The organism is Clostridium hydrogenum (assembly GCF_021432385.1).
Taxonomy (GTDB): domain Bacteria; phylum Bacillota; class Clostridia; order Clostridiales; family Clostridiaceae; genus Clostridium_S; species Clostridium_S hydrogenum.
On sequence record NZ_JAEACT010000002.1, the window covers coordinates 401,429 to 427,244 of the forward strand.

25 protein-coding genes are annotated in these 25,816 nt (G+C 32.3%); 2 read left to right on the top strand and 23 right to left on the bottom strand.

The genetic code is table 11. The features are described from left to right. Positions 1-47 precede the first annotated feature (47 nt). From CUEA01_RS01870 to CUEA01_RS01980, 23 genes are all read right to left on the bottom strand, one after another. Positions 48-1,391 (bottom strand): acetyl-CoA carboxylase biotin carboxylase subunit, encoded by a 1,344-nt coding sequence (locus tag CUEA01_RS01870; RefSeq protein WP_234117442.1) that lies wholly within the window; start codon positions 1,389-1,391, stop codon positions 48-50. A gap of 11 nt (positions 1,392-1,402) precedes the next feature. Continuing rightward, positions 1,403-1,828 carry a 3-hydroxyacyl-ACP dehydratase FabZ gene (gene fabZ / locus CUEA01_RS01875; RefSeq protein ID WP_234117443.1) on the bottom strand — a complete coding sequence of 142 codons (426 nt, stop codon included), beginning with the start codon at positions 1,826-1,828 and terminating at the stop codon, positions 1,403-1,405. A gap of 20 nt (positions 1,829-1,848) precedes the next feature. After that, positions 1,849-2,313: an acetyl-CoA carboxylase biotin carboxyl carrier protein gene (gene accB / locus CUEA01_RS01880; RefSeq protein ID WP_234117444.1), complete on the bottom strand. Its 465-nt coding sequence runs from the start codon at positions 2,311-2,313 to the stop codon at positions 1,849-1,851. A 21-nt stretch (positions 2,314-2,334) separates the two neighbouring features. Further along, positions 2,335-3,573 (bottom strand): beta-ketoacyl-ACP synthase II, encoded by a 1,239-nt coding sequence (fabF, locus tag CUEA01_RS01885; RefSeq protein WP_234117445.1) that lies wholly within the window; start codon positions 3,571-3,573, stop codon positions 2,335-2,337. A 151-nt stretch (positions 3,574-3,724) separates the two neighbouring features. Further along, positions 3,725-4,465 carry a 3-oxoacyl-[acyl-carrier-protein] reductase gene (gene fabG / locus CUEA01_RS01890; RefSeq protein ID WP_329603984.1) on the bottom strand — a complete coding sequence of 247 codons (741 nt, stop codon included), beginning with the start codon at positions 4,463-4,465 and terminating at the stop codon, positions 3,725-3,727. An 18-nt stretch (positions 4,466-4,483) separates the two neighbouring features. Further along, a complete protein-coding gene (gene fabD / locus CUEA01_RS01895; protein ID WP_234117447.1) occupies positions 4,484-5,407 on the bottom strand; it encodes an ACP S-malonyltransferase in 924 nt (307 codons plus the stop codon). A gap of 14 nt (positions 5,408-5,421) precedes the next feature. Then, positions 5,422-6,354, bottom strand: a complete 933-nt coding sequence (gene fabK / locus CUEA01_RS01900) for an enoyl-[acyl-carrier-protein] reductase FabK (RefSeq protein WP_234117448.1) — start codon at positions 6,352-6,354, stop codon at positions 5,422-5,424. Between the two features lie 113 nt (positions 6,355-6,467). Then, complete coding sequence (gene acpP / locus CUEA01_RS01905; protein ID WP_234117449.1) at positions 6,468-6,698, bottom strand: acyl carrier protein; 231 nt, start codon at positions 6,696-6,698, stop codon at positions 6,468-6,470. 31 nt (positions 6,699-6,729) lie between these two features. Beyond that, a complete protein-coding gene (locus CUEA01_RS01910) occupies positions 6,730-7,704 on the bottom strand; it encodes a beta-ketoacyl-ACP synthase III (protein ID WP_234122103.1) in 975 nt (324 codons plus the stop codon). 4 nt (positions 7,705-7,708) lie between these two features. Beyond that, positions 7,709-8,173, bottom strand: a complete 465-nt coding sequence (locus CUEA01_RS01915) for a MarR family winged helix-turn-helix transcriptional regulator (protein ID WP_234117450.1) — start codon at positions 8,171-8,173, stop codon at positions 7,709-7,711. A 106-nt stretch (positions 8,174-8,279) separates the two neighbouring features. Further along, positions 8,280-9,353, bottom strand: a complete 1,074-nt coding sequence (locus CUEA01_RS01920; protein WP_234117451.1) for an NAD(P)H-dependent flavin oxidoreductase — start codon at positions 9,351-9,353, stop codon at positions 8,280-8,282. 321 nt (positions 9,354-9,674) lie between these two features. Next, positions 9,675-10,280 (bottom strand): HAD family hydrolase, encoded by a 606-nt coding sequence (locus CUEA01_RS01925; protein ID WP_234117452.1) that lies wholly within the window; start codon positions 10,278-10,280, stop codon positions 9,675-9,677. A gap of 219 nt (positions 10,281-10,499) precedes the next feature. Next, positions 10,500-11,528 (bottom strand): 3-deoxy-7-phosphoheptulonate synthase, encoded by a 1,029-nt coding sequence (locus tag CUEA01_RS01930; RefSeq protein ID WP_234117453.1) that lies wholly within the window; start codon positions 11,526-11,528, stop codon positions 10,500-10,502. Between the two features lie 199 nt (positions 11,529-11,727). Next, positions 11,728-12,210 carry a hypothetical protein gene (locus CUEA01_RS01935; RefSeq protein ID WP_234117454.1) on the bottom strand — a complete coding sequence of 161 codons (483 nt, stop codon included), beginning with the start codon at positions 12,208-12,210 and terminating at the stop codon, positions 11,728-11,730. A gap of 592 nt (positions 12,211-12,802) precedes the next feature. After that, positions 12,803-14,113 (bottom strand): ABC transporter permease, encoded by a 1,311-nt coding sequence (locus tag CUEA01_RS01940; RefSeq protein ID WP_234117455.1) that lies wholly within the window; start codon positions 14,111-14,113, stop codon positions 12,803-12,805. Positions 14,114-14,127: 14 nt separating this feature from the next. Further along, positions 14,128-15,450, bottom strand: a complete 1,323-nt coding sequence (locus tag CUEA01_RS01945; protein WP_234117456.1) for an ABC transporter permease — start codon at positions 15,448-15,450, stop codon at positions 14,128-14,130. Further along, a complete protein-coding gene (locus CUEA01_RS01950; protein ID WP_234117457.1) occupies positions 15,440-16,120 on the bottom strand; it encodes an ABC transporter ATP-binding protein in 681 nt (226 codons plus the stop codon). The genes CUEA01_RS01945 and CUEA01_RS01950 overlap by 11 nt, the downstream gene beginning before the upstream one ends. Positions 16,121-16,280: 160 nt before the next feature. Further along, entirely contained in the window at positions 16,281-16,646 is a 366-nt protein-coding gene (locus CUEA01_RS01955; RefSeq protein WP_234117458.1) for a GntR family transcriptional regulator, read from the bottom strand. Positions 16,647-16,862: 216 nt separating this feature from the next. Further along, the gene (locus CUEA01_RS01960; RefSeq protein WP_234117459.1) at positions 16,863-17,072 is read right to left on the bottom strand and encodes a DUF1648 domain-containing protein; all 210 of its coding nucleotides are present in this window, start codon (positions 17,070-17,072) and stop codon (positions 16,863-16,865) included. A gap of 383 nt (positions 17,073-17,455) precedes the next feature. After that, complete coding sequence (gene eutC, locus CUEA01_RS01965) at positions 17,456-18,178, bottom strand: ethanolamine ammonia-lyase subunit EutC (protein WP_234122104.1); 723 nt, start codon at positions 18,176-18,178, stop codon at positions 17,456-17,458. 248 nt (positions 18,179-18,426) lie between these two features. Next, a complete protein-coding gene (locus CUEA01_RS01970; RefSeq protein ID WP_234117460.1) occupies positions 18,427-19,785 on the bottom strand; it encodes an ethanolamine ammonia-lyase subunit EutB in 1,359 nt (452 codons plus the stop codon). A gap of 770 nt (positions 19,786-20,555) precedes the next feature. After that, the gene (eat, locus tag CUEA01_RS01975) at positions 20,556-21,875 is read right to left on the bottom strand and encodes an ethanolamine permease (protein ID WP_234117461.1); all 1,320 of its coding nucleotides are present in this window, start codon (positions 21,873-21,875) and stop codon (positions 20,556-20,558) included. Between the two features lie 95 nt (positions 21,876-21,970). Beyond that, positions 21,971-23,389: an ethanolamine ammonia-lyase reactivating factor EutA gene (locus tag CUEA01_RS01980; protein ID WP_234117462.1), complete on the bottom strand. Its 1,419-nt coding sequence runs from the start codon at positions 23,387-23,389 to the stop codon at positions 21,971-21,973. A 337-nt stretch (positions 23,390-23,726) separates the two neighbouring features. Here CUEA01_RS01980 and CUEA01_RS01985 point away from each other — a divergent pair, with 337 nt between their 5' ends. Beyond that, entirely contained in the window at positions 23,727-24,290 is a 564-nt protein-coding gene (locus CUEA01_RS01985; protein WP_234117463.1) for a sigma-70 family RNA polymerase sigma factor, read from the top strand. Beyond that, complete coding sequence (locus CUEA01_RS01990; RefSeq protein WP_234117464.1) at positions 24,291-25,598, top strand: DUF4179 domain-containing protein; 1,308 nt, start codon at positions 24,291-24,293, stop codon at positions 25,596-25,598. It begins immediately after the preceding gene. Positions 25,599-25,816: the final 218 nt, after the last annotated feature.

A 25,816-nucleotide genomic window follows, 5' to 3' on the forward strand; every position in this document is an offset into this window, starting at 1 on the left:
TTGGGAAACTTCTACGGGACTGTTACACTATAGCTATACCAGTTAAACTATAACTTCATTTCTTTTTCAATAAATGATGTATCATATTTCCCAGAAATAAATTTTTCATTGTTTATCAAATCATACTGGAAATCAAGATTTGTGTCAACACCATCAATTATAAATTCTCCAAGAGCTCTCTCCATTTTGTTTATAGCTTCATTTCTATCTCTACCATAAACCATTAGTTTTCCAATCATGGAATCATAGTTTGGAGGTATATTATAGCCTTGATAAACAGCAGTATCTAATCTAACACCAGGTCCACCGGGTACATTAAAGTATTTAATTTTTCCAGGAGATGGTCTAAAACCTTTCTCTGGATTTTCAGCATTAATACGACATTCTATAGCGTGACCACTTATTTTTATATCATCCTGTGTGAAAGGTAATTTTTCTCCAGCTGCAACTTTAATTTGCTCTTTAACTAAATCGACACCAGTTACAAGTTCTGTAATTCCATGCTCAACTTGTATTCTTGTGTTCATTTCCATGAAATAATACTTTCCATACTTATCAACTAAAAATTCTATAGTACCTGCATTTTTATATCCAACAGCTTTAGCCGCCCTTACTGCTACTTCTCCCATTTCCTGTCTAAGTTCACTTGTCATAACTGGAGATGGTGCTTCTTCCAATACCTTTTGATTTCTTCTTTGAATTGAGCAATCTCTCTCTCCCAAATGTACAACATTTCCAAAGAAATCACCAATTACTTGGAACTCAACATGCCTTGGCTCTACTATAAATTTTTCCATATACATAGTATCGTCACCAAAAGCAGCTTTTGCTTCAGCCTTTGCTGTTCTATATGCTTTTACAATTTCATCTTCATTTTGTACTATTCTTATGCCCTTTCCTCCACCGCCAGCGGAAGCCTTAAGCATAACAGGATATCCTATTTCACTTGCTTGGTGTACTAATTCATCTTCATTATCAACAGTTCCATTAGAACCTGGTACTACTGGAACTCCTGCATTTATCATAATTTCTCTTGCCTTAGACTTGTTACCCAAATTTTCAATTGTCTCAACATCTGGGCCTATAAAAATTATATTGCACTCACTGCACATCCTTGCAAACTTTCCATTTTCAGATAAAAATCCAAAGCCAGGATGAATAGCCTGTGCACCGGTAAGAACTGTAGCACTTATTATATTTTCCATATTGAGATAGCTATCCTTTGATTTAGCAGGTCCTATACACACCGCTTGATCAGCAAGATAAACATGCATCGCTTCTTTGTCAGCTTCAGAATATACTGCTACAGTTTCTATTCCCATTTCTCTGCATGCTCTTATTATTCTAACTGCTATCTCTCCTCTATTAGCAATTAAAACCTTCTTAATCATATATCTCTCCCCTAAACTATCATAAATGTAATTTCAGCTTCAACCGCTTTTTCTCCATTTACTGTTGCCAATGCCTTTCCAATTCCAGCTGGTCCTTTAACTTTAATTATTTCAACTTCTAGCTTTAAAACATCGCCTGGAACTACCATTCTTCTAAACTTTGCATTTTTTATTGCTCCAAGTATAGGCTTTTTTCCCTTATACTTATCTAAACTTAAAATTGCAACGGCTCCCAATTGTGCTAATGCCTCAATCATAAGAACCCCTGGCATTACTGGCATTCCTGGATAGTGGCCCTGAAAAATCTGTTCATTCATTGTGACATTTTTATATCCTACTGCTCTTTGCCCTGGTTCAATTTCTTCAACTCTATCTATAAGAAGCATTGGATACCTATGCGGGATAATTTCCATTATTTCCTGTATATTTAAGCTCACTTAGAACTCCTTCTTTCACTTTATTTTATAGCTATTTTGAAGATTTCCTGACCATATTCAACCATTTGTTCATTTTCTACAAGTATTTCTACTATTTCTCCATCAACTTCTGCTTCAATTTCATTCATTAGCTTCATAGCTTCAATTATGCAAAGCGTTTGACCCTTCTTAACTTTTGATCCAACACTTACGAAGTCTTCGGTCTCTGGGCTAGATGAACTGTAGAAGGTACCAACTATTGGTGAAACCACTGAAACTATATTTTTATCTTCAACGGTTTTTTGAGCTTCTTTAACTTCTCTAGCTTCTTCCTTTTCAGCTGTCACCTCAGAAACCTCTTCAGGTTTTATAGCCTCTACATTTTGAGTGGTTTCTTCTCCGCCTTTTTTCATAGTTATTTTAATTCCTTCTGTTTCTATTTCAAGAAACGTAAGTCCCGATTCACCTGCTGTTTTAATAAGCTGCTCTATAGCTTTATAATCCACTTTAACACTTCCTATCTATCATTAAGCATTATACTTCTTGAAAAGCAAAGTAGCATTATGACCGCCAAATCCAAGTGAGTTGGACAATACATAATTAACTTCTGCTTCTCTTCCTATATTAGGTACATAATCAAGATCACACTCAGGATCACTTTCTTTATAGCCTATTGTTGGTGGTATAAATCCATCCTCTATTGCTTTTACAGATATAACAGTTTCGATAGCTCCAGCGGCTCCAAGTAAATGTCCTGTCATTGATTTTGTTGAACTTACTGGTACTTTATATGCATATTCTCCAAAAACAGATTTTATTGCTTCTGTTTCAAATTTATCATTGTATGGAGTACTTGTTCCATGTGCATTTATATATGATATATCTTCTGCTTTTACTCCATCTTCTTCCATTGCAAGCTTTATAGCTCTAGCTGCTCCCTCTCCATTTGGTGCTGGTGAGGTTATATGATAAGCATCACAAGTTGATCCATATCCTGCTACTTCAGCATAGATTTTAGCTCCCCTTTTTAGTGCATGCTCAAGTTCTTCCAAAATTACTATGGCTGACCCTTCTCCCATTATAAATCCATTTCTATCTTTATCAAATGGGATAGATGCTCTCAATGGATCTGTACTTTTACTTAAAGCTGTAAGAGAAGCAAAACCTGATACAGAAAGCGGCGTTATTGATGCTTCACTTCCTCCTGATATCATTACATCTGAATAACCAAATTTTATATTTCTATAAGCCTCACCTATAGCATTATTACTTGAAGCGCATGCTGTAACTATTGTTGTGCAAATCCCCTTAGCTCCATATTTTATAGCAACATTTCCTGCTGCCATATTTGATATAATCATAGGAATTACCATTGGTGAAACTCTATTTGGTCCTTTTTCAATAAGCTTTGAATGCTGCTCTTCTATAGTGCCTATTCCTCCGATTCCAGAACCTAAAATAACTCCAAGTCTTTCCTTATCTATGGTTTCCCAATCTAATTTTGAATCTTCAACTGCCTCGCTTGCTGCTGCCATAGCAAATTGACAAAAACGATCCATTCTTTTTGTTTCTTTCTTTTCCATATAATCTTCTGGCTTGAAGTCTTTAACTTCTGCTGCTAATGTAGCTTTAAAATCAGTAATATCAAAAGCTTTTATAACATCAATTCCGCATTTTCCGTTTTTTATTGAATCCCAAAATTTTTCCACATTATTTCCAACAGGTGTTATAGCTCCAAGACCTGTTATTACAACTCTTCTATTCATATTTACACCTACCTATTTTTAATCAATTGACAATTCACAGTTCACAATGCACAATTAAGGATGATTTTTCTTCGCTACTCTACGAAAAATCTATTAATTTTAAGATTTTCTGCTTTCGCAGAAAATCATCCTTCATTGTGAATTGTCCTAATTACATCAACATTCCGCCGTCGACCTGCATAACCTGGCCAGTTATGTATGAAGCCATATCTGAAGCTAAGAATGCAACTAAATTTGCAACATCTTCAGCTTCACCTATTTTCTTTAATGGTATAGCACTTAAAATACCCTCTTTTTGCTTATCTGAAAGTGCATCTGTCATATCACTTTTTATAAATCCTGGTGCTACAGCATTAACAGTTATTCCTCTACTTCCAAGCTCTTTTGCAACTGATTTTGTCATTCCTAAAATACCTGCTTTGGCTGCACAATAGTTAATCTGTCCTGGATTTCCTGTTATACCAACAACTGAAGAAATGTTTATTATTCTACCGCCTTTATTTTTAACCATAAGTGGGCTTACATGTCTTATGCAGTTGAAAGCACCTTTTAAATTTACATTTATAACATCGTCAAAATCCTGTTCTTTCATTCTCATAACAAGACCATCTCTTGTAATTCCTGCATTATTAACAAGGACATCTATTTTGCCAAACTCTTCCTTAGCCTTTTTTATAATTAATTCAGCTTCATCAAATTTGCTTACATCAGCTTTTACTGAAACAGCTTTTACGCCTTTAGCTTCTATTTCCTTTATAAGCTCCTCTGTTTCTTTTTCACTACTTCTGTAATTTAAAACTAGGTTAGCTCCCATATCTGCAAGTTTTAAAGCAATTGCTTTTCCAATACCTCTTCCAGCTCCAGTTACTACTGCTGTTTTTCCCATAAGCATCTTTTCCATAATAGCCTCCTAAAATTCACATTTATTTAAACTATCTACGTCTTCTACGTTAAAGACTTTTACGCTTCTGTCTATTTTCCTTATAAAAGTTGTAAGAGTTTTACCTGGTCCAACCTCTATAAAAGTATCTACTCCATCTTTTATCATTGTTCTTATAGAATCTTCCCACAAAACAGAACTCATCACTTGTCTTTTTAATATATCTTTTACATCCGTTTTACTTTTAACATAGCTTCCACTTATATTTGTTACCAGTGGTATACTCATATCATTTATTTCTATATTCTTTAATTCTTGTTCTAATTTTTCTGCGGCTGGCTTTAACATTGATGTGTGGAAGGGACCACTTACTGCAAGCATAATAACTTTTCTTGCGCCCTTTTCCCTTAAAGCCTCTGCAGCTTTTTCCACTGCTTTAACTTCACCCGCTATTACTATTTGACCAGGACAATTATAGTTTGCAATTTCAATTGTTCCTATTTCATTTAAAGGTTCTATTGCTTCTTTAATTATTTCTTTATCAAGCCCTATAACTGCTGCCATAGCTCCAACACCTTCTGGAACAGCTTCCTGCATATACTTACCTCTTTTTTTTACAAGTCTAACTGCTGTTTCAAAATCAAAGGTTCCACTACATACATGAGCAGAATACTCTCCAAGGCTTAAACCAGCCACAACATCTGGTTTTATACCCTTTTCTTCTAATGCTTTTAATGCCGCAACACTTACAGTTAAAATTGCTGGTTGAGTATTTTCTGTTTTATCAAGTTCTTCTTTGCTTCCATTAAAACACAAATCGCTTATTTTAAATCCTATTGCTTCATCTGCTTTATTAAAAACGTCTCTGCAGCATTGAAATTCATCATAAAGCTTTTTTCCCATACCAACATATTGGGCACCTTGACCTGCAAAGACAAATGCTATTTTTCCCACAATATTCACATCCTTTAGCGAATTTCAAGCTCAACTTTTTCAGCCTGGCTAAACATTTCTTTTATTATTTCACTGCAAGTTTGCTCTTTATTAACAAGTCCTGCAATTTGTCCTGCCATTACAGAACCATTATCGACATCTCCATCTCTTACTGCCTTTGGAAGTGCTCCTCTTCCTAGTTCTTCAAATTGTTCTGGTGTTCCGCCACTTTTCTCTAAAAGTTGAAACTGTCTTACTAGCTTATTTCTTAAAACTCGTACTGGATGTCCTGTTGGTCTTCCTGTAACATGTGTATCAATATCCTTAGCTTTTAAAACTTTATCCTTATAATTTTGATGAACTGTACATTCCTTTGCAACTAAAAATCTAGTTCCAACTTGAACTCCAATAGCTCCTAAAGCAAAGGCTGCAACAACTCCTCTTCCGTCACCTATTCCACCTGCAGCTATTACAGGTATATTTATAGCATCTACAACCTGTGGGACTAATGCCATAGTAGTTAACTCACCTACATGACCTCCAGATTCGCAACCTTCAGCAACAACAGCATCTACTCCGCACCTTTCCATTCTTCTCGCTAATGCTACTGATGCTACAACTGGAATTACCTTTATTCCGTTTTCTTTCCACATGTCTATATATTTTCCTGGATTACCTGCTCCTGTTGTAACAACCTTTACGCCTTCTTCGCAAACCATTTTTGCAACTTCTTCAGCGTTATCACTTAAAAGCATTATATTAACGCCAAAAGGCTTATCTGTTAACTCTTTAGCTTTTCTAATTTGCTCTCTAACATATTCAACTGGAGCATTTGCTGCTGCTATAATTCCAAGTCCTCCCGCATTTGACACTGCTGCCGCTAGGGAACTATCCGCAACCCATGCCATTCCACCTTGAATTATAGGATATTCAATTCCAACCATATCACAAAACTTAGATTTAAACATGCTTTAACCTCCCAAATATTAAGAAATCAGATGTTAAGTACACATATTACACTCAAAATACACTTAGAGTTATGATTTATAATGCATAATTACCATCTGATATATTCTTTATTTTATTCTTCTCCAGTTTTTTCTGTAATGTATTTTACTGCATCTCCAATAGTCTTTATATCATCTGTTTCTTCTATTTGAATATTGAATTCATCTTCAAGCTCCATGATTATTTGGAATAAATCAAGTGAATCTGCATTTAAATCTCCTTCAAAAGATGTCTCCATTGTCAAAGTCTCTGCATCAATACCTAATTGTTCTGATGTTATAGTTTTAATTTTTTCAAATACCATATCTAGTTCCTCCTAAAAATATATATTAATTTTACATTGTCCATTCAATAATAGCTGCTCCCCAGGTAAGTCCTCCACCGAAGCCAACAAGGATAATTTTATTTCCTTTTTTAAGCATACCTTTTTTATTCATTTCATCTAATGCAAGTGGTATTGTTGCACCTGAAGTATTTCCATAGTTATGTAAATTCACAAAGAATTTATCCATACTAATTTCTAATTTTTTAGCTACAAACTCTATTATTCTTATATTTGCCTGATGAGGCACAATATAATCAATATCATCTATATCAATTTTTGAAGCTTCCAAAACATTTTTAATGGAATTATCCATTGCCTTTACAGCAAACTTAAAAACCTCTCTACCATTCATTGATATTTTACTTTCAATTTTGGCGATTTCAGCAGCAAAAGGATTTCCAACTTCTACTGCAGGACAGTACAAAAACTTTGAATTCACACCATCTGAACCCATATAAGCTTTTATTATTCCATTTGAACCTTCTCTAAGCACAACTGCACCCGCGCCATCTCCAAATAGCACGCAGGTAGTTCTATCTTCCCAATTCATTATCTTTGACAATACTTCTGACCCTATTACAAGAGCTGTTTTATATTCTCCTGTTTTAATAAATTGAGTTGCTGTATTAAGCGCAAATATAAATCCTGTGCATGCTGCACTTACATCAAAGCAAACTGCATTTTCTGCACCAATGATTGCCTGCACAAGGCATGCTGTAGATGGTGTAAATGCATCTGGACTTGTAGTTGCCACTATTACAAGATCGATATCTTTAGCCTCAAGCTTTGCATTTTCAATAGCTCTTAATCCAGCCTTGGCTGCAAGTTCTGATGTATTTTCTTTTAAAGATATTCTTCTTTCTTTTATTCCCGATCTTGATGATATCCATTCATCACTCGTTTCAACTATTTTTGAAAGTTCATCGTTTGTAACAATTCTATCTGGAACATAGCTTCCTGTTCCTATAATTTCAACATTTTTCACTTTATCAGCCCTTTTTACAATTCTTAATATTGTACCTTGACTTAAAAAATTCATTTAGCTTTTCTAGCGCAGAAGTAAGAATTCCTTCCTCTTCTGGATTAAGTCCTTCTACCGTAGCTTTAACCATATCAGAATGAAACTTTTTATGAACTCTAAAAGCTAATTTTCCCTTTTTAGTTAATGCAATTTTAACAACCCGCCTATCCTGTTCTGATCTTTGCCTTTGAACATATCCCTTTTTAACAAGATTACTTATGGCAATTGTAAGTGTACCAACTGTTATTGATAAATCATTTGCCACTTCAGACATAGTTCTCGGAACATACATGCCTATAGCTTCTATGGTATGCATTTCGGTGATAGACATGTCTTTAAAAACGCCTTCTTTAAGTGCTGTTTGTTCAATGACTAAAATATCATTAAAACTTTCCACTAATAGCTCATTAATAACATTAATTGTTCTATTCATATTTACCACCATTTTTTATTTTGATTGTCAAATAATTTGATAATCAAAGTATATATTAGTTATTAATTTTTGTCAATAAATTTATAAATATCCAAGTCTCTGTATATTAAAGTGATTTCTCAGCCTCATTTACAAGTTCATCCATAAGTTCTGAAACCTTAACAATTTTGTTTATTTTATAAGATTTAGCTCCTGTAAATACAAGTGCTTCATCAATATCCCCTTTTACTGCATTTATAAGTGCTTTTGATATGCAATATGGGGTACTCTTAGGATTACATGGCTTTAAGCAATTGTAGCACTTCTTAATTTCAACGCCACCATCATGAACACTTTTTATGAAAGCATTGTTTAAAGCTCTTCCTGGCATTCCAACTGGACTCTTAACTATTTTTATATCCTCTTCCGTGCAATTAACAATCGCCATTTTATATTTAATATCAGCATCACATTCTTCTGTTGCTATAAATCTAGTTGCAATTTGAACACCTGCGGCTCCAAGCTTTATATATTTTGCAATTTCCACTCCATTAGAAATTCCTCCACCACATACAACCGGAATTTTCTTTCCGTACTTTTCTTCAAATGGTTTTACAGCCTTAATAACCTCAACAAGTATGTCACTAAGTTCTCTTTTCTTTTCTGTTTCTAATTCTTCTGGTTTAAAGCCTAAATGGCCTCCAGCTTCTGGTCCTTCAACAACTACTAAGTCTGGTATTCTTCCATGATGCTTATCCCAAAGTTTACATATTACAGATGCTGCTTTACCTGATGATGCTATAGGTGCAATTTTTGTATTACTACCCTCAACAAGTTTTGGCAATACAGTTGGAAGACCTGCACCAGATACTATAATATCTATTTTCTCTTCTACGGCTGCATGTACAAGTTCATCATAATGATTTAAAGCAACCATAAGATTTACCGCAATAACTCCATTAGGACTAAGTTCTCTTGCCTTTCGTATATGTTTTTTTAATGCTCTTATATTCGCATTTAATGTATTCGTCTCAAAATCAGGCTCATCAAAACCAATTTGAACCCCTGATATAGTTCCTATTCCTCCAGCGTTTGCTACTGCAGCAGCTAAGTTAGAACGTGAAATTCCAACTCCCATTCCTCCTTGAATTATAGGCACTTCAGCTTTTAACTCTCCAATTACTAAAGGGGGTAACTTCATTTTAACCTCTCCTCTTTTACAATATATTGATTATCAAATATTTTGATAATCAAAGTATATACAAAAAGAATATTAGTGTCAACTAATATTCTTCACAAAATATATTAAAAATATGTTAATGCAGAGTACGGAGTACAGATGACAGAGTACAGTGAAGGATGATTCACCCTCCTCACGTCGTGTAAATCTTTAAACTTATAAAAAATAATAATGTTCAGCTTCGCTGAATGAATTAATTTTCATCTGATAAATTCCAAAATTTTCTGTGGCAACAGAAAATTAACCTTCTCTGTACTTTGTACTCTGTACTCTGTACTTTGATTAAATTGCCACTCCAATTTCCCCAAGTTCTTTTTCCATATTTTTCGCACCATTAAACACAACACCATGAAGTCCAATTTTTTTTGCCGCCTCAATATTTTGGGGTGTATCGTCTATAAATACACTCTCCTCTACTTTCAAATTATACTTGTCTATTAAAGACTTATATATTGCCGCATCTGGTTTTATAAGTTTAACTCTATATGATATAATTTCTCCATCTACATTTTTTATAAAATCGTACTTACTACTTATAAGTTCAAAAGCCTTTAAATGATAATTTGAAAGCAAATATATCTTGTACCCTTTTTCCTTAAGCTTTCTCAAAAATTCAGAAGTTCCCTCCACCGGTATATGCATTTCACACCAAGTTTCCATAACCTCTTTTATTTGCTTTTCATGTTTAGGATCTCTACTGCAATATATATCAATAGCTTCTTCATCTGTGATTGTTCCTCTATCAAGTTCAATCCACTCTTTACTTAAAAAGATATTTTTATATAAAGAATCCACTAATTCCTCATCATCAAACTTACTTTTTAAGAATTCTACTGGCGTAAACTTTAAAAGAACATTTCCAATATCAAAAATTACATTTTTAATCAAAATAACACCCCTTATTTCAAAGTACAAAGTACAAAGTATAAAATACAATGAAGGATGATTTATCTTACTCACGTCAGATAAATCTTTAAACTTATAAAAAACAATGATGTTCAGCTTCGCTGAACGAATTAATTTTCACCTCATAAGTTCTAAAATTTTCTGTGACAACAGAAAATTAACCTTCTCTGTACTCTGTACTTTGTACTTTGTACTCTGCTTCTACAAGTTTTCTGCTATAAAATAAATCAACTTTTCGCTGTCTTCCCAACCAATGCAAGGATCTGTAATTGATTTTCCAAAAACATTTTCTCCTATTTCTTGTCTTCCACCAACAATATAGCTTTCAATCATTAAGCCCTTAACCATATCTTTTAAATCTGAATTATAATTTCTGCTCATAAGTATTTCTCTCGCAATTCTTGGCTGCTCATTATGCTTTTTCATAGAATTTGCATGATTACAGTCTACAATTATTGACGGATTAACAAGTTGCATTTCTTTATAAGCCTTAGCAAGTTCTACTAAATTTTCATAGTGATAATTAGGAATACTTCTTCCATCAGAGTCAACTGCTCCTCTTAATATAGCATGAGCTAATGGATTTCCTTCACTTTTAACTTCCCAGTTATTATATATAAATTCATGGCTTAACTGTGCGGCTTTAATTGAGTTAAGCATTACTGAAATATCTCCACAAGTAGGGTTTTTCATGCCAACTGGTATATCTATACCACTTGCTGTAAGTCTGTGCTGCTGATTCTCTACAGAACGTGCTCCTACAGCAACATATCCTAATACATCAGATAAGTATGCATGGTTTTCAGGATACAGCATTTCATCTGCTGCCGGCATATGAAAGTTTGTAAGTGCTTTTATATGCAAATTTCTTATAGCCCTAATCCCTTCTGATAAATCTGGTGCCTTGCTTGGATCAGGTTGTGACATCATCCCCTTATATCCTTCTCCTGTAGTTCTTGGTTTGTTTGTATAAATTCTTGGAACTATTATAATTTTATCTTGAACTTTTTCTTGAACTTTTGCAAGTCTCTCTATATACTCACAAACTGAATCTTCATTATCTGCGGAGCAAGGTCCTATAATTAATACAAATTTATCGTTTTTCCCCTCAAAAACCTCTTTAAGCTCCTGAGTTTTAACTTTTCTGACCTCTGCTGCTTCCTTTGATACAGGAATACTTTCTCTTATCTCTTGCGGTATCGGTAACTTCTTCTCAAATTTTAAATTCATGTGAATAGCCTCCATTGCTTCAAATTTTAAGTTTCTTTAAAGATAAACACTTGAAACTTGAAAATTAATTTGTAATAAAATGCTGTCTTCTTAGCATTATAGTGCAAATTGATTTTGTTAGTTGAAATAGTTTATCTATACACTAAATAATTTTTCCCCTTCTTTTTATAGTACATTATTTTTAGAAAATTTGCACGAATTAATTTTTTAGCTTCTTCTTTAAAACTTCCTCTAAAGCCTTAATTTGACTAGTTTTATATTCAATCATTTTACCCATTAATTCATACGTTACTTTGTGCATATTTCCTTCATCTTTTACAAGTCTTCCTTGAATATCGATATATAATGAACATACATCCTTTTGAAAATCTATTAAATTCACAAAATATTCCCTAGCACTAGTAAATTCTAATGAATAAATTCTTTGATTAAATTGATTTACTAAAAAAGATATTCTGTCATAAGTTCTAAAATCAATTTCCTCAGCTTCATCATTATCAACCATACTCTTGAATTTTTCATAATGTTCAAGAGTTCCATATGCTTGTTTTAATATAACTTTAGATATTATCTTTATATAAGGTATATCTTCATTTTCCTTTTCTACTTTTTTATATGCTTCAATTCTTTTCCTCAAAATTCCAATAGCTTTATCTATTATATCCACTACATTGTATCCCATGATAATACCACCTTACTTAGATATACTACTTGAAAATTGAAAATTGCAAATACCAAATGTATCCTTATGCTAATATTTTCAATTCACAATTCACAGTTCACAATGAAGGATGATTTTTCTACGCAAGCGTAGAAAAATCTGAAAACTTATTTTTCATTGCTTACTGAGCAGCACCATATATGGTGCTTGCGAAGCTGATAATATTTAAATTTAAGATTTACCTGAGAGAAGCGAAAGGTAAATCATCCTTAATTGTGAATTGTGCATCGTGAACTGTGAATTGAAAAATATTGCTGCCAGGATAAACTTGGAATTTGCAATTTTAATGTTCCAGATTGTATATCTATATTAACGTTATAAATACAATCTTAATATATATTATTAGTTAACATAATGCAATGGAGAAAAAAAGGTAATTCATTTATTGCCCACCAAAAATAGCTATTCACTGAAATTTTAAAAAACCTCAGTAAACAGCTATAATTTGCTTATATTTTAGGATATTTTATTGTAAATTAAAAATTAATATAACTTCATTTTCACCTCCTCCCAAAAGCTGGAGCTGCCTGCACTAAAAATTGTTTTAGTACATTTACTCACATCTTAAAGAGTCTACTGGATTAAGTTTTGCAGCCTTTCCAGCTGGTACAAGTCCGGCTATCATAGCTACAGCAACTGTAAATACTATAGTAAACACTACAGTTGAAATTCTAATATCAATTAAGTTCATACCCTTTTCAATTCCACCTATATTGTTTGCAACTATAATCTTATTTGCAATTGCCCCTCCGACTATTGCAATTACAGCTCCTGAGGCTGCTCCTACAAATCCAAGACTGCCAGATTGAACTACAAACATGGTTCTTATATTTCCTCTTGAAGCGCCTTGAGCCTTCATTATTCCTATTGATTTTGTCTTTTCATATACCGCCATGGACATAGTATTAATAACTCCTATTGATGCAACTAAAAGTACTACAACACCTGCCGCCATCAAAAGTACTTTAAATATTATAAGCACGGCATTCATTCTATCTGCATAACCTTCCTGTGATACTGTCACATATCCCATTTTTTTTATTTCTTTATTTACTTTAGAAACACTATCCATTGATTTTGCTTCAACAGTTACACTATCATAACCTTTTGTGTTTATATAATCCTTTGAATTCATATAATATTCCTGAATTTTTGCAGCCATTTCATCAGCTGTAATAATCATATTCTCACCATCATTAAAACCTTTATTTACAACTCCAACTACTTTTGCATTTATTACAAGAGGTTGTTTTTGCACTAATCCCTGCATTTTAGGAAGTTGAACTTTTATTTCTATAGTTTTTCCTATTACACTTTTATAATTTTTTATTCCGATTTTATTTAAATATCCCTGTCCTACAAGAACAGAAGTATTATCTCCTTGTTTTATTTCACTTCCAGCAACTATATAGCTGTCTCCATACTTTTTAAATTTTTTCTTATTTGTTTTAAGCTGATTTTTTTCTCCCTCCATAAACATATTAAAATTTAAATTATCACCTTTTATATTTACAGTTTTACCCGCCTTGCCATCTAACTTTGTATCTGTTACTGTTGTATTAATTGATGCTGTAACACCAGACACATCTTTTATGTCTTTAAACTTATTAAGAGCATCTTGGTCAATTTTTTTATCTTTTGTTTTGCCACTTCCCAAATCCTGCTGAGGCTTAACAGTTATATCTCTGAAGGTATCCATTTGTTTTATTTCATCATTAGTTATAGTTTGAATTCCCTGTCCAAGTCCTGACATTGCTATTACAAGTATAGCTCCTATTGCTATACCAAAAGAGGTTAATGCTGTACGCAGTTTTCTTCTACTAAGATCACTAAAAGCCATTTTTACACTATCATTTAACTTCATTTAATTTGCCCCCCCTACGAATTCAATGCTTCTACAGGATCCATTTTTGATGCTTTTCTTGATGGATATATTCCTGCAATTATGCAAATTACAATTGAAAATGCCAGAGTTCCAAGTATTAACCACAAGGGCATTGTAATATTAACGGTTTGAGTAACTTTTTTACTTTTAAGATATGCTTTAAGTACAAAACTAATTATACCTATATTTATACTGCTAAATATCATTCCCATTACTCCACCCATAAGACCTATTATTCCAGCTTGTGCTAAAAACACACTATGAATATTTGCTCTATTTGCTCCTATTGATTTCATTATTCCTATTGATTTAGTTCTTTCATATATAACCATTGTCATAGTATTTACTGTACCAACAGCTGCAACAAACAATACTACTATTCCAAGTACTGCAAGTATAACTTTTATAATTTTAAAAGCATTCTTTATATACTGTACAATTTCATAGTAACTTTCATTAGCATAATTCATTTTCTTTATAGAAGCACTTATGCTTGAAACATCATCAATACTTTTAGCATTAATCATTACGCTCTCGTAACCGTGAGTTTGTAAATAGTTATCTTGAAGATCATAATAGCTTTTTAACTTGCCTGTCATATCGATGGCTGCTATTACAGAGCTATCATCAACAAATTTATCATCTATTACTCCTACTATCTTTCCTTTTACGGCATATGGTTGCAATGTGATATTAGGATTTTCTGTTTTAGTTACAGTAATAGTTATATCTTTTCCAATTACACTTTTATAATCTGTTATTCCCATAGCTTTAAGATAGTTTTCTGCTACCAAAACACCATCTTTATCTGAAGCCTTTAAAGCTCTTCCAAAAGCTATTGGTTCAAGCTTGTTATCCTTTTTGTCTTTTCTAACTGAAGCAATTTTATCTTTACTAAATTCACTAGCATTACCACTTAATCCAACTACTTGTGTGTCGTTCTTATTTTCTTTATTATCTATTTTTATATCACTTACATTAACCGAAATACTTGCTCGAATATCATTTACACCATTTATTTTTGAAAGTTTTTTAACAGTGTTGTCATCTATCTTTTTATACATATCACTAAAATCTATATCATCTGAACTTGTATTCATGGTATCAAACCATTTCATATTCATAACACTTATTTCCTTCAAAGCTGGACTATCTTGAACTTGCTTTAAAATAAGCCCTTCTCCAGAAGTTCCAAGACTAACCAATGTAACTATAAGCATTGTACCAACAGCAACTGCTAAGGAGGTCAAAAATGTTCTTCCTTTTCTCCTGCCAAGATCCCTTGATGCTAGTCTTAATCCATCACTAAATTTCATCCTTTGATACCTCCTCTACCTGTCCATCCTTTATTTTTATTACTCTCTTTGACTTTTTAGCTTCTTCCATGTTATGTGTTACCATTATAATTGTATATCCTCTTGAATTTAAATCATTTAAAAGTTTCATTATAAGTTCACCATTTTTAGAATCAAGATTTCCTGTAGGTTCATCTGCAAATATTATTCTAGGTTCATTTACAAGAGCCCTTGCAATACTAACTCTTTGCCTCTGTCCACCTGACATCTCCGTTGGCTTATGCTTCATCTTATCACCAAGTCCAACCATTTCAAGTGCCTTTTTTGCTTTTTCTTTTCTTTCCTTGCCGCTAGTTCCTGCAAATATAAGCGGCATCATTACATTTTCAAGTGCTGTTTGAGTATTCTCAAGATTAAAAGACTGAAATACAAAACCTATAGTTTGATTTCTATATTTAGACATTTCCTTATCCTTTAACCTACTTATATCTTTATCGTCAACATAAACATTTCCTGCTGTTGGTGTATCTAGTCCACCTACAAGATGCATTAAGGTTGATTTTCCTGAACCTGATGGACCAACTATGGCTACAAATTCACCATCATTTATTTTTAAGCTTACATTATTTAATGCTGTAACTCTTTCCTTGCCCATTTTATAAATCTTTGAAACATTCTTTACTTCTATCATAATTGAATCCTCCTAAATTATATTTTCTAAATTATTAATTACTCAAGCCCAACGTTCTAGTGTACTATACCTATAGTACACTAGAACGTTGGGCTTGTCAATACTGAAATACTATATTTTTTCATATAATATTATTTTTATCATATTTAGGAAATTAACTTCAACTCATTTTTTCTCTTTTTTTAATACTTGTAACTATATCTTCATTGTTAAAACCTATATTTTTCATCTTATTTATAAATTCATCTATTAATCTTTCAGCAGTTTCCTTTTTTAACTTCATTATAACTTCAGCATCATTCTTAACAAATGTACCCATTCCTCTTTCCACTTGTATTATTCCCTGTCTTTCCATCTCCACATAAGCTTTTTGTACAGTACTGCAATTAACCCCCAATTTACTTGAAAGTTCTCTTATTGAAGGAAGCTTCGACCCTTTATCTATCTCACCTGAAATTACCATCTGTTTTAAGTAATCCATTATTTGAATATATATTGGCATTTTATTATTGAAATCTATATCCACATTATCACCCCAATTCAATATTGTATTATATAAATAGTACACTAATACAATATTAATGTCAATATATTTTAAAATAAAAAGTGACTCTTGTACTAGCCATTTTAAAAACTATTAGTACAAGAGCCACTTTTTATTTAGGCTATGCTTTAAATAAGTGTTGATTTTCACACTTATTTAAAGCATAGCCTTTATTTACTATCTTTAACTTATTGTAAACTAAGCATATCCATGTTTTAATTTATGGAGTTCATAAACTGCAAATGGTATTATACCAATTATAAATGAAAATTTTCTATCTAAATACCAATTTACCTTTCCATTAACATCCCACTGCATAGGAATTTTGCTTGGTAATAATGGCATAATAGCAATCATTATAATTATGGGAATTACTAGTATTAAAATATCCTTCTTTTTTAATTTCATTTTATACCAACTCCTTTTTAATATTCTTATTTAATTAATTGAATATCTTCTTGTTCAACTGCTTTAATATTAAAATACAAATTTATATAAATCAAATCTTTTTTATAACTAGAGTGATATAGTATTTCCAATTGTTATTTCTGGACTATCCCAAAATTTCGTATGCACTAAAATTTTTACCTTAAGTAACTGTAAATGTGAAGTAAGTGTGTTGTAGGATGATTTAAATAAAATTTTATAAATCTTAGGTAAAAAACTTTAAAAGCCTTAGATGTTTCAATTGTCTGAGCTTCTTTTCAGTGAGTTATTGAAACTTCTTAGGCTTTTAAAGTTTTTTGTCTTAGATTTATTAATTTTATTTAATATCCTGCAATACACTTACTTCACATTATTTTTAATTCTACTCCACTCTTTTTCTCTCTCATCATTACATCCACAAGATGAACTATTTGAGCACCAGCTTCTACTGGAGGAGTGCCGTTTTTGTGTATATTCGAAATTACAGTTCTTTGAGATTCTGGTTTTAATGTACTTGCTTCATAAGCCATATAGCTACTCATGCTTTCACCTGTTGCAAGTCCAGGTCTTTCGCCAATCAAAATTATTGTTACTTTTGCATTCAACGCTTCGCTTATTCTATCCATAGTTGCAACTCTGCTGTACCTTACAAATATAGGAGTACCAACTTTATATCCTTTAGCTTTTAAGCCATCAACCATTATAGAATATATGTCCTCTAAATTTGCCGTAATTGCAGGAGAACTTAATCCATCACCTGCTATTATCTGAACCTCAGGATTCTTAATGCAATTGCTTTTAATATATTCCATAGTTCCCTCAGAAAATCTTCTTCCCAAATCCGGCCTTGTAATATACTCTTCTTTATCACGTACAAGTGTCTGAACTTTTAAAAACTCTAGCTTATCGATTATACCTTCGTTAACATACGACCAAACTGCATCCTGAGCTACTGCATGGTCAGCTCTGAATTTTAAAAATGTACTAGTTTTATATCTTGCACCCGCTCTGCCAACACAAATTCTTGCATTAGTAGCTTCTCTCATTTTTAAGCAAGCTTCATAATTTTTAGGATTATCTAATGTCATACTTTGCCTTATATCTTCATAATTCACTTAATCACCCTCTTATTTAATATAGAAAACAAGAGTAAAGAGTAGAGAGCAGAGAGTAGAGTGAAGGTCGATTTTTCTCCATTTTATTACGGAAAATCTTTAAACTATATGACGCTTCGCGAACTAATCAAATTCATTATAATCCTTAAATCTTAAGATTTTCTGAAGCAAAGCGGAAGAAAATCATCCTTCACTCTACTCTTTACTCTCTACTCTCTGCTCTATTTTATGAATATGGAAGGGTCTCCTGCATTTTCACCCAAAACTCCATCTTTAAGTATTCCAAGTTCCTCCATTCGCTTTTCAAATTCTCTAATTGCCCTTTTACCACTTATCTCTCTCAATGCTGCAACATCATGATATCCTGTAGATTGATACATAAGCATTACATCATCACCACATGGAACACCCATAAAATAATTGCAGTTAGCTGAAGTTAGTAACATTGCTAAATTTTCTAAATCATTTTGGTCTGCTTTCATATGATTTGTATAGCATACATCAACGCCCATAGATAAACCAGTTAATTTCCCCATAAAATGATCTTCAAGCCCTGCCCTTGTAACTTGGCTTCCATCATATAAATACTCTGGTCCTATAAATCCAACCACTGTATTAACTAAAAAAGGATTGTACTTTTTAGCTAGTCCATAACATCTTGCTTCCATGGTTAACTGATCTGCACCATTATGTCCTTCTGATGATAATTCAGAACCTTGGCCAGTTTCAAAATACATAAAATTATTTCCACTAGAATTTTTTCTTTCCTTCATCAATGCATAAGCTTCATCTAACAGAGGGACTGTTATCCCAAAACCTCTATTTGAAATTTCTGAACCAGCTATACTCTGAAACATCAAATCCATTGGAGTTCCCTTTTTTAAAGCCTCCATTTGAGTCGTAACATGAGCCAAAACACAGCTTTGAGTTGGTATCCTCCACTCACGCATAAATTCATCAAATTTTTTTAAAATTCTAGATGTATTTTCTATAGTATCATTTACCGGATTTAAACCAATTACAGCATCACCAACACCATAGCTTATTCCTTCCATAAGTGACGCCATAATTCCTTCAACATCATCCGTAGGATGGTTTGGTTGAAGCCTTGCAGATAACGTGCCTCTTTCCCCAATGGTAGTATTGCAAGTTGCGGTATTGCATATCTTTCTGGCAGCATAAACAAGATCCATATTCCCCATTAATTTTGTTACTGCTGATATCATCTCTGCTGTAAGTCCATCTCTTATTCCCTTTATTTCCGTTTCTGTGGAACTCAAGATAAATTCCCTAAGGTCAGAAACTGTCATATTCTTTATTTTGTTATAAGTGTCCTCATTTACCGAATCTTGTATAACCCTTGTTACTTCATCTTTTTCATAAGGAACAACTGGATTATTTCTAAGCTCGGCCAAAGTAGCATCTGCAAGTACAAGTTTAGCAGCAACTCTCTCAGAAGTATTTTCTGCCGCAATTCCTGCAAGCATATCACCTGATTTTTCCTCGTTTGCCTTTGCAAGAACTTCTTTTATATCCTTAAAATCATAAACCTTATCAAACAATTTAGTCTTTAAAACCATCAACATCACCCGTCTTATTGAAGATAAACCCCTGAAAAATTGAACTTTCTAATACCAAATTACAATTTTGGGAGCAGAGTACAAAGTACAAAGTACAGAGTACAAAGAAGGATGATTTACCTTTCGCGTTGCTTAGGTAAATCTTAAACTTAAATGTCCTCAGCTTCGCTGAGCGCCATCAATGGCGCAATTGCGCAGCAATAAAAAAATAAATTTTCAGATTTTTCGTAGTGCTAACGGAGAAAAATCGTCCTTCATTGTACTTTGGCTTCTCCTCGATAAATTGTAATTTCAATTTTTCAAGTTACTTATCAATATTTTTATTTTAGGCTATATCTTAAATAAGTGTTGATTTTCACACTTATTTAAGACATAGCTTCCTTTAGTATGTTTGGCTATTTTTAAAAGAATGTTGATGTGATGTGCTCACTTTTATGGACTCTTAGGATTGCTCGTTTATAATTTGCGTAATTTTGACTAGGACGGTCAAAGCCATTTAGGCATCAGGACGATGCATCTAAATTGGTAGCAAATTTTAAACGAGCAATTCTTAGAGTCCATTAAGGCATATTAAAAAAAATAATAAGTCCAAATTGAGAGATAGTTTTGTGTAATACAAGAAACTGTAACTCGTTAATACTGGTTGTCTTAGCGTGGTATAGTGACGAAGTATTACGCGAAAATAGCCGAAAGTTGGACTTGTTATTTTCTTTAAGATGCCTACTGTCATAAACTCATATCAACATTCTTTTAAAATATAGCCCTTTATTTTAAACTGCTTTTTCTTCTTGAACCTTTGCTCCAGCTTGTGAGCCAGTAACCTTTGAATAAATAGCGTAATAAACAATTGCAAGTGCAAAAGCTCCAATTACCCATCCTACTGTTGATAAATTAGAATACGTAACAGTTACTAAAAATACTGCATCTATAGCGATAGCTATTACTGCTAAATATGATGGTGCTTTATATGGTCTTTCCATGTTAGGCTCCTTCTTTCTCAATATAAAGAAAGAAATCATACTTATAGCATGAAGAGCTATAGCTCCAAAACTTGAAATTACTATAATTGTTGCAGTACTGTTTAAAAGCACAAATAACATTCCTATAAGGCTTGGTACAACTATAGCAGCTACAGGTGCTCCCTTTGAATTTACCCTAGATAAGAATTTAGGTAAATAATTAGATCTAGACATTGCAAATACTTGTCTTGAATATCCAATTATTATTCCATGAAGACTTGCAACAAGTCCAAATATACCAATAAAACTCATCAATTTTGATAAAACATTTCCTTTTCCAAATATAACATCTAGTGTATCAGGAAGTGGTGAATTTGTTGCACCTAATGCTTTAAGATTAAGTATTCCAGCTGTGCAGAAAAATGTAACCAAAGCTAAAACTACAAGTGTAAGTATCGCAAGTATAAATCCTTTTGGTATATCTTTCTTAGGATTTTTGCATTCCTCTGCTGACATTGCTCCACCCTCAGCAGCCAAATAAAACCATATTGCAAATGGAATTGCATTAAACACTCCTATTGTACCACCTCTTGTAACATTTCCACCAAATATTTTTGTCATATCAACATGAGTAAATGTAGCACCAGCAAATATCACAAGTCCCGCAATAGCAACAATAGTAACTATAGTTTCAATCATTGCTGCCGTTTCCACACCAACACAATTTATAATTACAAAGATAGCATAAAATACAAGTGCTGCAGCAGTAACAGGTATAGCTGGAACTATAAAGTTAACATAAGCTCCAATTGAAATAGCTATGGCTGGTGTTGCAAACAAAAATTCTACCAATGCTGAAAACCCAGCAAAAAATCCTCCAAATCTTCCTACTGCTTTTAGTGCATATTCACCAGCTCCATCTGCTTTAGGCATTGCTGTAGCCAGTTCTGCATAACAAAACATAAATGCAGTATAAAAAACAGTTACTATTAAAGTTGCTATTATAAATCCTACTGGACTTGTAAATGCCATTGCATTATTCCATCCAAAGTACATACCCGATATAACCATACCAACTATAATAGCCCAAAGTTTAAATGGTGTTAATGCTTTTTTCAATTGATTTTCCATAAGAACTCCTCCTCATATATAAAAAATAAATACAAGCGGCTTTTGTTTAATTTCAAAGTTTTAATTTGTAATAAACCTTATTGCCGTCTTGTATTTTAAAATTTAAAAATTAATGTTTTCACTACTACAGGAATAACTCCAGCTACTGGCTTTCCTATATCTATATAGTCTCCATTGCTAGTTGAAATTCCATCTATACAAATTACTTTCTTTTTTGCTCCAAGTTTGTTTTTTATTGTCTGCCCCAATGCCTTTGAAAAATCATTTTCAACTACCACTATTATTGGCTCATTATCTAAACTTCCAAAGCCCTTAATAATTTCATCTGCCATGATTTTTATTTGAGAATATGAAGGATTTTTAGGTCCTGTAAACGCCACCGCTACAGGTCTTCCTTCATATACACTTATACCCGATAAAATGGATGCCCCCATATTTTGAATATTATCGCTTTCAAAATAGCTACTTGATATCTCTACTATAGGTACATTTTTTATAGGAAGTATTTCCTCGTCAAAAATCACTGTACTTCCACTTACACTTATAGAGTGATTACCTGCCCCAATTACAGTAGCTCTTATTTTTTCCTTTGGTGCGATAACTTTGCCCGTATATCCCTCAAATGCTTTTCTTATTGAATACCCCAAAAGTGGACCTATGTCCCCAAACTTTATTACTTCTTCTATATTTCCTACTTCCTTATCATCATAAACGTACTCTGAAACTCCCCCTGAAAATGTAATATAGTCTGCTTTAATTCCTTTATTCATATGTCCAATAAAAAGTTTATTATTATAATTAGATATTTCATCAAAGCCAGCTAGCCTAACAAACATTTTTGCCATCTCATCTGTAAGCTTTTTTATCTCATTAAACTCTGGCGTATATCCAATTTTAATATTTAAACTCAAGTTATTAATAATAAATTTTATTTTTTCAGATATGTATACAACCTTTTTTAACCCATTAAATTTAATAAGACGTCCCCCTAAATCTAATGCAAAACAGTCTTCTCTTTCACCACAATTAAATAAACATGCATTTGTAGTGCCCCCTCCTACATCGAAATTAACAACTCTTTTTTTTAAGTTCTTGGATATTTCATAAGCTCCTGCCCCAAAGCCAGCGAGAATTGATTCCAAATCCGGTCCTGCTAGTGCAACCACAAAATCCCCTAAAATATCCGATAATTCATGAGCTATAATTTCTGCATTATCTTTTCTTGCAGTTTCTCCAGTAATTATTACTGCCCCTGTAGATATACTGTCTTTATTAATTCCTGCCCTATTAAATTCATCTTTAACTATTTTAATAACACCTTTAAAGTCAATGGTATCTTCTAAGGTTAATGGAGTAAAATATATCTGACTCTTATGTAATATCACTTTATCAGTTATTTCCACCTTAGGAATGAAAAAGGATGCATTGATATTATTCACTATAAATTTACTAAAAATAACTTGAGTTGTCGTAGTACCAATATCAATTCCCAAGCTAACCATTTCATTTCCCATAAGATCTCACAACCCTTTATTCTTGAAACAATTACTAATTAACAAAGCCCCATTTTATTAATTAGTAGTATGTTTCTCTTAATAATTTTGATATATTAATTAAAAACTCGGGGGAATTTTTATTGGATTAACATATCCATGTATATAATATATATCAATTTATCAATGAAGTCAAATATTTTTTATCAATTCATTAAAACATTGTGTGTTTTTATATAAACAATTTCCAAAATAGCATTTATACATACACAATTAAAATTTTTCTATTTACTATGATAGAAATTAATCAATTAGGACGAATTAATATATAGAGGGATCCCGGAAAGGAGATTGTAAATTGAAAATTGATGATAAAAATTTTATAAAGCAACTTAAAAACAAAAACCCTAAAGCTATGGATTATATAGTTGATATCTATAGCAATCTTCTATACAAAGTTGTATACAGTATTATATTTGAAAACCATGGCGTAAATTCTGTAGAAGAATGTACAAGCGATGTTTTTATGGCTATCTGGGACAACATAGATTGTTTTGATACAGAAAAAGGTTCTTTTAAAACATGGATTATGACAATTGCAAAATTTAAAGCCATTGATTATAAAAGAAAGCTTATGAAGCATTGTGATTACACAGACATAGATGATTTAAATCTTGCTTCTGGTGAGAATATTGAAAATGCTTTTATATTAAAAGAAAAAAGAAACGAGATATTATCTGCAATAAATGAAATGAAAAAACCTGATAAATATATATTCATAAAAAGATATTTTCTTAATGAAGATATTGATTCAATAGCTGAAAGTTTAAGTTTAACAAGGGCTGCAGTAGATAATAGACTTTCTAGAGGGAGAAAGTTATTGAAGAGTAAACTTATTAAAGTTAATGAGGAGGTTATTTAAATGGGTGAAAAAGATATATTTAGAGCTTTTAATAATGTTAATATAGATGAGCATGAATTTGATAATGTTGAAATAAATATGAATGATATTCAAAAGAAAAAACTTAAAAATAACTTAAAAGATAAGATAAAAACAAATAAGTTTAAGAAATTAAAAATCTTTGCTGCCAGTGCTGCTGCAGCCTTAATATGTATTACTGGAATTGGCTACATGAATCCATCTTTTGCATCACAAATTCCAGGTTTAAACCCAATAGTCCAAACCTTAAATTACTATGGGGACCAAGGTGAATATGAAAAGTATTCAGAGGTAGTAGATAAAACCGTAACCTTTAATGGTAACTCTTTCACAATAAACAGTGTTGTTTGCGATGAAAACTCTATTATAATAGGATATACAATAAAAAGCGACAAAACAATAGATACTGAAAAACTCCCAGGATTTATGCCTTCGTTTAAAATAAACGGCATTCCTATAAATTCTGGCGGGGGCGGCGCAGATAACGTTACAAATGCTAACACTTACATTGGTACATTTAGCATAGATATGGCAGGAAAATCATACTTTCCAAATAAATTTAAATTTGATATGTCTTTCGATTCACTTTTAGGTGTAAAAGGCAATTGGGATTTTAAATTTATAGTTTCTAGAGAAGCTTTAAATAAAGAGACTCATTCATTTACACCAAATCTTAATGTAAAATTAAAGAACGCCTCCATAAAAATAAAGAAGGTTTCTCTAACACCAATAAACACAACAATCATATTTGATAGTAATAAAGATTTAGGTCCATCAAGCTGGATAATTCTAGATGACAAAGGGAACGAAATATTAGAAAAATGCGGGGAATCATCAAAAAGTCCTTTTACTAATTATGAATATACAAAATATCTTACAAAAGCAAATGGGATTCCAAAATACCTAACAGTTGTGTCTTACCCCGCAGGAGGAAATTCCGGCAATACATCAAAGGACACATTAATTCCACTAAACTCAAAACTTCCTTTTAAAGCTAGTCAGGGTAACAACGGAAGTATAACCATAACAGGAATCACTAATTCGGCCGATAAAATTACTATCCAAGGTATTGCTGAAGGAACTTTTCCTCAAATGCAAATAACTCACACGTACCTTATAGGGCTAAATCCAGAGGCTAAATTTCAACCTCACATAGAAAAAATATCTGCCAATAAATATAAATTCACACTGGAATATAGTAATTTAACTAAAAACAAAATTTATCAAATTAGAGTTGAAAATTTAGATTTTATAAATTACAATTCAAAATTTACAATACCTTTAAAATAGAGAAAGTAGCTGTCTCAGTAAAATTATTTTATACGCAAATAATAAATATTGCGAATTAAAGTGTAGTGCAAAATCAAATACATCTTTATTTCACAATATATAATTATTTTTTAATTTAAAACGGTAATTATAACAATTTAAAAACTATTTTTGCATTGCACCAAAATTCCGTAGGCACGGAGGAATTTTTTCCTTAAAACACTGTAATTGTGAAGTAA